General features: G+C 66.4%; 11 protein-coding genes. 7 read left to right on the top strand and 4 right to left on the bottom strand.

Going from position 1 to position 11,909, the window contains the following annotated elements; genetic code table 11:
* The 6 genes from Q0693_RS00955 to Q0693_RS00930 all read left to right on the top strand — a co-directional run.
* Positions 1-1,269: Ppx/GppA phosphatase family protein (locus tag Q0693_RS00955; protein ID WP_298628450.1), on the top strand; the 1,269-nt coding region annotated here is incomplete at its 5' end.
* Between the two features lie 79 nt (positions 1,270-1,348).
* Positions 1,349-2,854: an alkaline phosphatase gene (locus tag Q0693_RS00950; RefSeq protein WP_298628447.1), complete on the top strand. Its 1,506-nt coding sequence runs from the start codon at positions 1,349-1,351 to the stop codon at positions 2,852-2,854.
* A 132-nt stretch (positions 2,855-2,986) separates the two neighbouring features.
* Positions 2,987-4,858 carry a phospholipase D-like domain-containing protein gene (locus Q0693_RS00945; protein ID WP_298628444.1) on the top strand — a complete coding sequence of 624 codons (1,872 nt, stop codon included), beginning with the start codon at positions 2,987-2,989 and terminating at the stop codon, positions 4,856-4,858.
* Positions 4,839-5,552 carry an MIP/aquaporin family protein gene (locus Q0693_RS00940; RefSeq protein WP_243030448.1) on the top strand — a complete coding sequence of 238 codons (714 nt, stop codon included), beginning with the start codon at positions 4,839-4,841 and terminating at the stop codon, positions 5,550-5,552. The genes Q0693_RS00945 and Q0693_RS00940 overlap by 20 nt, the downstream gene beginning before the upstream one ends.
* 69 nt (positions 5,553-5,621) lie before the next feature.
* Positions 5,622-6,152 (top strand): histidine phosphatase family protein, encoded by a 531-nt coding sequence (locus tag Q0693_RS00935; protein WP_298628439.1) that lies wholly within the window; start codon positions 5,622-5,624, stop codon positions 6,150-6,152.
* Positions 6,149-6,838: a CHAD domain-containing protein gene (locus tag Q0693_RS00930; RefSeq protein WP_298628437.1), complete on the top strand. Its 690-nt coding sequence runs from the start codon at positions 6,149-6,151 to the stop codon at positions 6,836-6,838. Before Q0693_RS00935 ends, Q0693_RS00930 begins: the two co-directional genes overlap by 4 nt.
* A 65-nt stretch (positions 6,839-6,903) precedes the next feature.
* On the opposite strand, the gene Q0693_RS00925 is transcribed toward Q0693_RS00930, so the two are convergent.
* The 4 genes from Q0693_RS00925 to fbp form a co-directional block, all read right to left on the bottom strand.
* Entirely contained in the window at positions 6,904-7,629 is a 726-nt protein-coding gene (locus Q0693_RS00925; protein WP_298628434.1) for a glycosyltransferase family 2 protein, read from the bottom strand.
* Positions 7,622-8,356 carry a 5'/3'-nucleotidase SurE gene (gene surE, locus Q0693_RS00920; protein WP_243030443.1) on the bottom strand — a complete coding sequence of 245 codons (735 nt, stop codon included), beginning with the start codon at positions 8,354-8,356 and terminating at the stop codon, positions 7,622-7,624. The genes Q0693_RS00925 and surE overlap by 8 nt, the downstream gene beginning before the upstream one ends.
* A 160-nt stretch (positions 8,357-8,516) precedes the next feature.
* Positions 8,517-10,103, bottom strand: coding sequence for a gamma-glutamyltransferase family protein (locus Q0693_RS00915; protein WP_298628430.1), 1,587 nt, complete (start codon positions 10,101-10,103; stop codon positions 8,517-8,519).
* 49 nt (positions 10,104-10,152) lie between these two features.
* Complete coding sequence (fbp, locus tag Q0693_RS00910; protein WP_298628427.1) at positions 10,153-11,244, bottom strand: fructose-1,6-bisphosphate aldolase/phosphatase; 1,092 nt, start codon at positions 11,242-11,244, stop codon at positions 10,153-10,155.
* A gap of 253 nt (positions 11,245-11,497) precedes the next feature.
* Between fbp and Q0693_RS00905 the strand changes: the two genes are divergently transcribed.
* Positions 11,498-11,909: TetR/AcrR family transcriptional regulator (locus Q0693_RS00905; protein ID WP_298628424.1), on the top strand; the 412-nt coding region annotated here is incomplete at its 3' end.

Here is an 11,909-nt window from a genome sequence, read left to right as displayed (position 1 = left end):
GAGGTGCGCACCCTGGCCACCAGCGCCATCCGGGATAGCGCCAACGGAGGGCTGATCCTGGAGGAGGCCAGACGGCTTGGCCTAAGGCCCGAGCTCCTGGCGGGGGAAGAGGAGGCTCGCTTGGGGGTTTTGGCCGTGGCCAACAGCCTGCCCCTAAGGGACGCTCTGGTGGTGGACCAGGGCGGGGGTAGCGCCCAAATATCCCTCATGCAAGGGCGCCGGTTCCTTTGGGGGAAGGCCTTGCCCTTGGGCGCCTTGCGCCTGACCGAAGGCTTCCTCACCCAGGACCCGCCCTCGAGGGCGGAGGTGAGGGCCCTGGCGCGCAAGGTGGAGGACTACCTGGAGGCCCTCCCCCTCCCCCGGGGCCTGCCCTTAGTGGGCCTAGGGGGGAACCTCAGGGCCGTGGCCCGGATCCACCAAAAGCGGCACGCCTACCCCTTGGACTTCGTCCACGGCTACTTTCTCCCCAAGGAAGGGGTGGAGGAGCTCCACGAGGCCCTCATGCCCCTTAGCGGGAAGGCGCGGATGGAGGCCACGGAGCTTTCCCCCGACCGGGCCCGGACCCTTCCCGCAAGCCTGGTCTTCCTGCGGTCCCTCCTTAAGGTCACCCGGGCCTCGGGGCTTTGGATAAGCGGCCTGGGGATCCGGGAAGGGGTGCTCTTCTCCCGTTTGCTGCCCGAACCCCACCTCCTCGAGGACCCCGCCCGCTTCGCCGTGGAAAACCTCTTTTGGCGGTATCCCTTCGCCCTGGAGCACCGGGACCACGTGACGGCCCTGGCCTCGAGCCTCTTTTCGGGGCTTGCTCCCCTTCACGGCTACGGGGAGGAAGAGGAAAGGCTTTTGCAGGCCGCCTGCCTCCTCCACGATATCGGGATGCACATCGGGTACCCGGACCACCACAAGCATGGGGCCTACCTGGTGCTCTCGGAGCCGCTCTTGGGTATAGAGCACCGGGAGCAGGCCCTTTTGGCCCTCATGGTCCGTTACCACCGCCGGGGCGACCCCAGCCTCGGCCCCTTCCGGCCTTTGGCCAGGCGCGGCGATGGCAAACGTCTGGCCCGTCTGGCGGTGATCCTGCGCCTGGCGGAGATGCTGGACCGCACCCGCGCCCAAAGGGTGCGGGAGGTCCGGGTGGAGGTGGGCCCCCAGGTACGGCTACGGCTTCTGGCCAGCGCGGAGCCGTGGGTGGAGCGGGTGGAGGCGGAGAAGCAGGCCCCGCTTTTCCAAAAGGTGTACGGACGTCCCCTGGAGGTGGTTTGGGAAGGGTGAGCCCCCCTAGGCCCTGACCGGGCCATGACACCCACCCCTTACCCTAGGTCCTGGCGGTTAGCCATGGGAGGTGGATGGGATGAAACGCCGGGACCTTTTAAAGGCAAGCGTACTGGCCGGAACCTTGGCCCTGGTGCCTAAGGCGGGGGCCCAAGGGGCCCCGCAGAACACCCCAGGCCTGGGCCGCAGGTACCGCAACCTGATCGTCTTCGTTTACGATGGCTTCTCCTGGGAGGATTACGCCATCGCCCAGGCCTACGCCCGCCGGCGCCAAGGCCGGGTTTTGGCCCTGGAGAGGCTCCTTTCCCGCTACCCCAACGGCCTTATCAACACCTACAGCCTCACCAGCTACGTCACCGAGTCCAGCGCCGCCGGAAACGCCTTCTCCTGCGGGGTGAAGACGGTGAACGGGGGCCTTGCGGTGCACGCGGACGGAACACCCTTGAAGCCCTTCTTCGCTGCCGCCAAGGAGGCCGGCAAGGCGGTGGGCCTGGTGGTGACCCCCACCGTCACCCACGCCACCCCGGCCAGCTTTGTGGTTTCCAACCCCGACCGGAATGCCGAGGAAAAGATCGCCGAGCAGTACCTGGAGTTTGGGGCCGAGGTCTACCTGGGGGGCGGGGACCGCTTCTTCAACCCCGAGAAGCGCAAGGACAAGAAGGACCTGTACGCCGCCTTTGCCCAGGCGGGGTACGGGGTGGTGCGCACCCCGGAGGAGCTCCTCCGCACCAACGCCAGCAAGCTCCTAGGGGTCTTCTCCGATAGCCACGTACCCTATGAGGTGGACCGCCGCTTCCAGGGGGTGAAGGTGCCAAGCCTCAAGGAGATGGTCCAGGCGGCCTTGCCCCGGCTGGCCTCCTACAAGAGCGGGTTCGTGCTCCAGGTGGAGGCGGGCCGGATTGACCACGCCAACCACCTAAACGACCCCGCGGCCACCCTCTGGGATGTGCTGGCGGCCGATGAAACCCTGGAGCTCCTCACCGCCTTCGTGGACCGGAACCCCGACACCCTCCTCATCCTGGCCTCCGACCACGCCACCGGGGTGGGGGCGCTTTACGGGGCGGGCCGGAGCTACCTGGAGGGCTCCGTGGGCCTGGACCTCCTGGAGGGGCAGAAGGCCAGCTTTGAGTACATGCTCCGGGCCCTGGGCAACAACCCCGATGTGGGCCAGGTGAAGGAGGCCTACCGGGCCCTGAAGGGGGTGGTCCTGGAGGACGCCGAGGCCCAGATGGTGGTGGAGGCCATCGCCAAGAAGGCCTACCGCCCCGACGGGGTGCGCTACGGCATCCAGCCCAGCAACACCCTCTCCTGGGCCATGGTGCAGAAGAACGCCACGAGGCCCGACCGGCCCAACATCGGCTGGTCCTCGGGGCAGCACACGGCAAGCCCGGTGGTGCTGGCCCTCTACGGCCAGGGCCTGCGCTTCCTCCACCTGGGCCTACTGGACAACACCCACGTCTTCCGCCTCATGGGAGAGGCCCTGGGGATCCGCTACCAGAACCCGGTGATGAGCGAGGAGGAAGCCTTGGAGATCCTCAAGGCCCGGCCCGTGGGCATGCTCCATCCCGAGGACGTTTGGGCCTAGAAGCCTGGGCTCCTCCTTCTTTCCGGCCGCCCCTTGGGGCGGCCTCTTTCCGCGTGCTGGGAAGGACCTAAGGGCGCCCATGGCCAGGGATTTGACCTTCCTCTGACCATTCCAGGGCTTACTGTTAGGAGGATGCGCCTTTTAGCCGAGGCCAGCTGGCTCCAGTTCAACCGTCGGGTCCTTTGGCAAACGGAAAGGCCGGATTTTCCCCTACTGGAACGCATGCGCTTCCTGGCCATATGGAACAGGAACCTGGACGAGTTCTTTGCCGCCCGCATCGCCAAGCCCTTTCTGGAGGCCCGGGGAAGCCCGGACCACTTGAACCTCCTGCAGGAGGCCTACGCCCAGGCCCGGCTGGCCCATGAACGCTACCTGGCCCTTCTCGCCGAAGCCTCGCCCCACCTCCAGGTCCTGGACCCGCAGGACCTGGACGAGGAGGACTGGCGTTACTTCCGGGTCTACCTGGCGGAGGTGGTGGCCCCCCGCACCGACCTCATCCCCTGGGAGGCCGCGGCCGAGGCCACCCATGGGGCCTTGTACTTCGCCTCAGAGCGTTACCTGGTGCGCCTTCCCCAGGACCTACCCCGCCTTCTCCCCGTCCCCGGCCTGGAGGGCCGCTATGTCCGCCTGGGGGCCCTTATGCGGGCCCGCAGCGACCTCTTCCTGCCGGAGGAGGGCCCCCTGTACGAGCTTCGGGTCCTTAGGCTTTTGGAAAGCGAACGGGCCCGGGCCGACTGGGACGAACTGGCCCAGTCCCTGGAGGGCCGGCAGGAAGGCATGGCCACCCTTTTGGTGGCCGAGGAGGAGTTCCCCCATCCCTGGCTGGACCGGCTGAGGGAGGCCTTGCACCTGAGCCCCCAGGAGGTCTTCCTCCTCCCCCCGCCCCTTAACCTGGCCCTGGTGGAGCGGTTGGTGGCCGAGGGTCCGGAAAGGTGGCGCTTCCCTCCCCTACGCCCCGAGCGCCCCCGCCGCTTCCTCAAGGAGCCCTTGGCCTTTTTAGAACGCCAGGACCTCCTCCTGTACCATCCCTTTGAGGATTACCGGGCGGTGGAGCGCTTTGCCCAGGAGGCCCTCTCCCCCAAGGTGGCGGAGGTCTGGGCTACCCTTTACCGCATTGGGGAGGAAAACCCCCTGGCGGAGGCCCTGATCCAAGCCGCCAAGGCGGGGAAAAGGGTTCATGTGCTCCTCGAGGGGCGGGCCCGCTTTGACGAACTTCTGAACCTGCACTGGTACCTGCGCCTACTCCGGGCCGGGGTGGAGATCCTCCCTTTGCCGGAGCGCAAGGTGCACGCCAAGGCGCTTCTCCTCCTCACCCCGGAGGGCAAGGGGTACGCCCACCTGGGCACCGGCAACTACAACCCCCTAAACGGCAGGCTGTACACGGATTTCTCCCTCTTCACCTCGAGGCCCGACGTGGTAAAGGAGGTGCGGGCCTTCTTCCAAAGCCTGCACACCGCCTTCCCCGCGGGCCGTGACCCGGGGGACCTCCCCTGGGAGGGCGGGCCCCTGCCCCCCCTGGGGCTTGGCCTCCTCAAGACGGGAGAGGCCATTCGCCACCTCCTCCTGGAGGAGATAGGGCGGGAGGCCCATCCCAAGGGGCGGATCCTCCTAAAGTTCAACCACCTCACGGACCCAGCGGTGTTGGAGGCCTTGGTGCGTGCCGCGGAGGCCGGAGCCCGGGTGGACCTCCTGGTGCGCAGCACCCTCACCCTCCTCCACCCCGCCTTCCGGGCCAAGAGCCTGGTGGGGCGGTTTCTGGAACATGCCCGGGTGGCCGCCTTCCGGGCCGATGGCGCCTGGCGCGTCTACCTCACCAGCGCCGATGCCATGCCCAGGAACTTTGAGAGGCGGTATGAGCTTCTCTTCCCCGTCCTGGATAAGGAGGCCAAAAGGCGGGTGCTCAAGGTGCTTAAGCTCCAGGTCCGGGATGACCGGAATAGCTTCCTCCTGACCCCGGAGGAAAAGCGGCTTTGGGGGGGCCGCCATGACGCCCATCGCCCCTAGGGCCTTTTGGGGAGAGGTGCTAGGAACCTCCCTCCTGGTGCTTCTCACGGTGGGAAGCACGGCCAATGCGCTGCTGAAGCCCCGGCTTGAGGCAATCGGGTACGATGCCTTGGCCTTGGGCTCGGGGCTCGCGGTTCTGGTGGGGGTTTTGGCCAGCCGGCCCCTTTCCGGGGCCCACCTGAACCCAGCGGTGACCTTAGCCCTGGCCGCGGGTGGGTTTTTCCCGTGGCGGTTTGTACCCCTTTACCTTCTGGCCCAAGGCCTTGGGGGCTTCCTCGGGGCCGGGGGGGCGTTTTTGGCCTACCGGGAAGGCCTCATGGCCCAGGGCATGCCCAACGTATTCAGCACGGGGCCGGGTTTTCTGCGCACGGAGCCGGAAACCCTTTACGCATGGACGGGCCCGGCCGTAGCGGAAACCCTGGGCACCTTTGCCCTCATGAGCGTGATCCTGGCCGCGGGAAAGGATGGCCGTATCGTGGCCCTCTGGCTGGCCCTCACGGTGGCGGCGGTGGGCTACGGCCTGGGGGGCCCCGGGGGCTTCGCCCTAAACCCCGCCCGGGACCTGGCCCCAAGGCTTCTCGCCTGGATTCTGGGAGTGGAAGGGGCGGGAAGCTCCTACTTCCTGGTGCCCGCCCTCTTTCCCGTGCTGGGGGCTTTGGGGGCCGTGGGGGTTTACCGGCTCCTTAGCCGCTAGCCGGGGCTTCTGCCTAAGCCTTTTGGGTACGCCCTAGCCCTTTCCTGCCGTTCATTGCATAATGGGCCTATGGAACTCTTCCTAGTCCGCCACGCCATTGCCCTGCCCCTGGAGGAAGCCATAGGGGGGATTTCCCCTGACACTCCCCTGGACGAGGAGGCCGCGGATGACCAGCGCCCCTTGACCCCCAAAGGGGTGCGGCGGTTTCGCAAGGTGGTGCGGGGCCTCGAGGAGCTGGGGGTGGAACTGGACCTCATCCTCACCAGCCCTAAGCGGCGGGCTTTGGAAACCGCGGAGCTGCTCGCAGACCTCCTGGAAGGGGAGGTCCGGGTAACCCCCTATCTGAGCGTTCCCCCCTCGGAGGCCCTTCTTGCGGAGATCCCACCCCAGGGCCGGGTGGCCTTGGTGGGGCACGAACCCTACCTTTCCGCCCTCTTGGCCTGGCTTCTCCTGGGGGACTTTGCCGGGGCCTCGGCCCGGGATGTTCTGGGAGGTCGCTTTGTCCTAAAGAAGGGGGGCGTGGCCTGGCTGGAGGGGGAGCCGGCCCCCGGTGGCATGGCCCTTAAGGCCCTCTTTCCCCCCAAGGTCTTCCGGCTGTGAAAGACGCCCAAGCCTGGAGGGAACACCTGAAGGCCCACATCCCCCTGGCCCTTGCGGGCACCGATCCCGAGGGGGTGCACCAGGTACGGGTGGCGGCCCGTAGGCTCAGGGTCTATCTGGACCTCCTAGGGTACAGGGTGCTACGGGATGACCTGAGGCGCCTGGCGCGGGGGACGGGGCGGGTGCGGGACCTGGAGGTGGTTTTGGGAAGGGGGCCTTTCCCCGAAGGCTTCCAAAGCTTCCTGGAAAGGGAGTTGGCGGCAGCCAGGAGCCGGCTGCCGGACCTGCTGGCCTCCCCGTGGACCGAGGCCCTATTGCGGGCCCTGGCCACGCTGCCCCCTTTGCAGGAAAGGGCCGCTTTCCAAAGGCTTTCCCGCCTGGAAAAGGGCCTCCGGAAGCGGCTTGAACTCCTTACGCGGGACCCCTCTCCCGAGGCCTTTCACGCGTACCGCAAGGCCCTTAGGCGGCTCCGCTACGCCAAGGAGTTTCTAGGGCTTCCCACCAAGGAGGAAAAGAGGCTCCAGGACAGGCTAGGGGAGGTTCAGGATCTGGAGGTGCTCCTGGCCCTCTTGCGGGAGTACCTCTTGGAGGCGCAGGATGGGGAGGCCACCCGCTTGGCCGAGGCCTTAGGGGAAGAGAGGCAAAGGCGGCTGGCCACCCTGCAGAAGGCTCTCCTCGGAGAGTAGGGCCCTTTTCCCGTGCCTCGCACCCCGAGGCCCTTGGGGCCGGGTGGTGGGTAGAGGCCATCCCCCTACCGGGTTTGGCCCAGGGCCTGGGCCTCGAGGGCCAAGGACAAGTGGTCCTTTAGCTCCAAGGGGGGAAGGCCGTGTTTGCCTCGGAGGCGCTCCAGGAAGATCCGGCGCTCCGCCTGCCGGTTACCGTGGCTTTGGTTTGCCCCGTGAACCCGTATCCCTAGGCCTCGCCCCTTTAGGTAGCGAAAGGGAACGGCCTTCCGGTAGGCCCTCAGCCACAGGTCCCAGTCCCAGTAATCGCCCATGTCGGGGTCCAGGCCCCGGAGTTCCCCAAGAAGCCTTCGGGGCAAGGCGGTTCCCGAGGCCAGGATGCGGTTGTCCGTGAGAATCCAGTCCCCCATCTCCCCGGGGGCAAAGGGGATCTCCCCATCCCCCAGGTACAAAACCCCTTCCCCGTAGACCACGGCCTCTTCCCGGGACAGGATGCGCCACACGCGGTAGAGGTAGGCGGGGTCCAGGAAGAAGTCGTCGTCATCCAGAAAGAGCACCACCTCCCCTCGAGCCTGGGCCAGGGCCTGCAAGCGGGCTTCCACCTGCCCCCGGCCCGGGTTCGGGAAGGCGCGGAAGCGGAGGTCGTTCATGGAGGCCACCACCTCCAGGCCCTCCCCTTCCCCGTCGTCCACCACCAGGGCCTCGTAATGGGGGAAGGTCTGTCGCCTCAGGGAGGCCAGGGCCTCTTTGAGGAGCTGGGGGCGGCCTTTGGTGGGAATGAGGACGCTAATCATGGGCCAAAGCCGGCTGCAGCCTGGCCTCGTCGGTGAGGTCCAGCCGAAGAGGGGTAGCGGCGATGAACCCTTGCTCCACTGCCCAGCGGTCCGTCCCCTCCTCCGCCTCCTTCAGGGGCCGGGCGGCAAACCAGTAGAGGGAGCGGCCCATGGGGTCTTCCCCCTCCACCACCACCCCCTCATAGGACCGCACCGACTGCCGGGTCCAGAGAAAGCCCTTGGGCTCTTTGGGCAGGTTCACGTTCACCAAAAAGGGCCGCTCCAGCCGTAGCAGGGTGGCCAGGACCCGCTCCACCCAAGGCCCCAACAGGGCAAAATCCGGTCCCTCCCCGTTCACCGGGGTGCTGAAGGCGGCCGCGGAGAGGCCAAAAAGCCTTCCCTGCTTGGCGGCGGCCACGGTGCCGGAGTGCCAGATCTCGTGCCCCAGGTTGCTGCCCAGGTTGATGCCCGAAAGAACCAGGTCCACGGGGCCGAAGAGGTGGAGACCTAGGGCCACGCAGTCCGCGGGGGTACCCCGCACCCGGTAGGCAGGGAAGTGGGGGCCGGGCAAGGGGGACGGGTGGGGAAAGGCCCGCACCGGGTGGGCGATGGTGATGGCGTGGCCTACCCCGCTTTGCTCCACATCGGGGGCGGCCACGAAGACCTCGCCAAAGCGGCTTGCCGCCTGGGCCAAGGCCCAAAGGCCGGGGCTGAAGATGCCGTCGTCGTTGGTCACCAGGATCCTCATGGCACCAGCGTAGGGGCTCTTGGTCAAGGGAAAGTCAGGGGGGAGTTGCGGGGGTTGGTCTGCGGCGGGGTCGTGGTTGCGGGTGGCGTTTGACGTGGGCTTGTGCGCTGTTTGTGCGTATTTTCACGCTTAAAGCTGCTTGTGCGTACACTCTCTACCCTTACCACGCAAGCGCCAGGCCCTCCCCTCGAGGATCCGAAGCCCCCAGCAACACCCCGTTCCCCTTCAGAACCACCTGGCCACGACCGAAAACGCCCGGCTCCGCCTCATACGCCACCCTGTGTCCCAAATCCCTAAGGAACAGGGCCGTGGCCTGAGGGATGCCAAGCTCCAACAGGACCCGGTCCCCTCCCCTGCTCGGTACCACCTGCCAACGCGGCCGGTCCAAGGCCGCCTGGGGATTTAGGCGAAAATCCGCCAGGCCCACCACCACCTGCACATGCCCCTGGGGCTGCATATACCCCCCCATGACCCCAAAGGGGCCCAAGGGCTTCCCCTCCTGGGTCAGGAACCCCGGGATGATGGTGTGGTAGGGACGCTTCCCCGGCCCCACCCGGTTGGGGTGGTCCTCCTCTAAGGAAAACCCCAAGCCCCGGTTTTGCAAGGCCACACCCGTCTTGGGAACGAGGATACCCGCCCCAAACCCCTGGTAGTTAGACTGGATCAGGGAAACCAGGATCTCCCCATCCGCCGCCGCCAGGTACACGGTTCCCTCCGGCCTGAGCCCGGGCAGCGCCTGCGGCAAGGCCCTATCCCCGATGAGGCTGCGCCTTTGCGCCACGTAGCTAGGAGAAAGCATGGCCCTTGGGTCCAACTCCAGGAACCGGGGGTCGGCCACGTGGCGGAAGGCATCGGCTAGGGCTAGGCGCATGGCCTCAACCTGGACGTGGTAACTGAAAGGATCCTCCGGCTTGAGGTCAAACCCCTCGAGGATGGCCAAAGCCAGGAGGGCCGCTACCCCCTGGCCGTTGGGGGGAAGCTCATGCACGGTAAAACCCCGATACTCCCAGGAAAGGGGCTCCACCCATTCCGGGGCATGGGACGCAAGGTCCTCGAGGCTTAGGAGGCCCCCGGTGGCCTCGCTGAAACCGGCAACGGCCTCCGCCAACTTCCCGCGATAGAGGCTTTCCCCGTAGCTCTCCCCGATCTCCCTTAGGGTTTGGGCATGCCCGGGGCTTCCCCACACCTCTCCCGCCCCAGGCGCCCGACCTCCGGGAAAGAACACCTCCTGAAAGGCCTGGAACTCCGGGCCCTTTAGGGACAGGTAGATTTCCTCCGCCCGCCGCCAAGCCCGGGCCGTCTCTGGCCCCACGGGGAACCCCTCCTCCGCGTAGCGGATGGCGGGAGCCAGGACCTCAGGAAAAGGGAGCCTGCCAAAGCGCTCATGCAAGGCCCGCCATCCCGAGACCGCCCCCGGCACCGTCACCGGGAGCCAGCCCCTTTCCGGCATCCCCCCCTCGGGAATCCGCTCGGGGGTAAGGCCCAGGGGGCTTTTCCCCGAGGCGTTAAGGCCGTGGAGCCTCCCATCCCACACCATGGCGAAAAGGTCTCCCCCGATGCCGTTGCTGGTGGGCTCCACCACCGTAAGAGCGGCCGCCATGGCGATGGCGGCATCCACCGCGTTCCCCCCCTTTAAAAGCATCTCCATCCCCGACAAGGCCGCCAGAGGTTGGCCCGTGGCCACCGCTCCCCGCCGGCCCAAGACCACGTGCCGCCGGGACGGATAAGGGTAGTAGGCGAGGTCCATGGCTCCTCCCGGGCAAGTCTACCCCGTACCCCAGGGAGGAGGCGAAGACCTAGGAAAACTCCCGCTCCAACTCCTTAAGCCGCTCGGCAATCCCGGTGTATTCCAGTTCCTCCATGGGAAGCATGGCGGGGCCATAAAAACCTTGGCGGCGCATCTCCTGGGCCTTGGCCACCACCCTGGCCCGCACCGCATCCCAAACCGGGTCCGCAAAGAGGTCCACCGGCTCAGACAACCGTCCCTCCTTAAGGGAGAAAGCCAATCCGCACACCATGGGTACGCAGAAAAAGGTGGACGCAGGGGTATTGGCCTTAACCGGCATCAGGGGCAGGTGGTGGCTTCCCCGGGTATCCCCGGCCACGAAGGGGGCCAGGGCAAAGGGGGGGCCAAACTCCTCCGTGGCGGGGAAGATCTTCTGGGTGCGGAGAATGGCCACGGGATCGTCCTTGCCCACGTAGCGCCCAGCGATGTTGCGCAAGCGGGTGGTGCTCACCACCGCAGCGATTTCCCCATAGCGCCGGGACCAAATGGACTCTATCCCAAACCGGTGGGAATCCCGAAGCAGAGCGGCGATGTCGTAGAGCCTCTCGGGAGCGTCAAGAACGATATAGCTATCCCTTTCCGTCTGGGCCAAGTCCATGATGCGAAAGCGGAAGCCAGGGCGCAACTCCGAGGAAAGCAACAAGCCTGAGGAGTACATGGGATCGGCAAAGGCCAGATATAAGGGCAGATTGAACGCCCCGGGCTCGGTCTTGTCGGCGGCCAGAACCATAAAAGGCTCGGCAGGGCGTTCCTCAAACTCCATCTCCGCCACCTGGGGCCCAAGGCCATGAAGGTTCCCGGAAAAGGCGTCCTTCAAGAGATCCTGGCCAGCCCCGTAAAGGCCTTCCTCCTTGGCCACCCGCGTGCCTTCCCGAAACGCTTTCCACGCCAGCTCGTGGACAGCAGGGTTTCGCGGACCTTGGGTGTGGGATAGGAGGAGGACGATGTCGTCCCCTATGTGAAACACGTGGGCGTCCAAGAGCAAGTGGCCCACCGCCTCCCGAACCACTCCTTCCACCTGGGCCAGTACCCTACGGCTAGGAAGGGTATGGCCCCCAATGGAGCCGATGTCGGCCTTAAGCACGCTAAGGGTGACCTTCATAAGCGCCTCCTTTTCTTTCCATTCTTCCACTTTAATGCTGCCTCTACAAGGGTGCAGGCCCGCTAGCCGCAAGGGTGGGTGGAAGCGTGGAACTCCCAAGCGCTGGCCAGGTGCAGAGACCCGGCCGACGGCCCTCGCGGAAACCCTCGTGAGGATGTCCCAAGGTACCGGGACTCGAGGAAAGGGGGCCTCTAGGGCCTTGACAGTTCCCGTGCATGGGGGTACGGTGGACTTACCGACCGGTCGGTGAAATATGGGAATGGCTACCCGCGACCGCATCCTAGAAGAAGCTGCCCGCCTTTTCACGGAAAAAGGGTACGAGGCCACCAGCGTTCAGGACCTGGCCGAGGCCTTGGGCCTTTCCAAGGCCGCCCTTTACCACCACTTCCCCAGCAAGGAGGAGGTCCTCTACGAGATCAGCCACCAGGCCCTAGAGGGGCTGCTGGAGGAGGGGAAGAAGGCCTTGGCCGTCCCTGATCCCCGCGAAGCCCTGCTCCGCTTCATGGAGGGCCACGCTCGGTTCTTTGAGGAAAACCGCCCCTTCTTCGTCACCATGCTTCAGGGCCTGCAAAGCCTCTCCCCGGAAAAGCAAGCGCCCATCATCGCCCTGCGGGACCGGTACGAGGAAACCCTCCGCACCCTTCTAAGGCGGGGCATGGAGAGCG

Source organism: uncultured Thermus sp. (assembly GCF_938010445.1).
GTDB classification, from domain to species: Bacteria; Deinococcota; Deinococci; order Deinococcales; family Thermaceae; genus Thermus; species Thermus altitudinis.
This window is presented reverse-complemented; position numbering and strand designations above follow the sequence as displayed.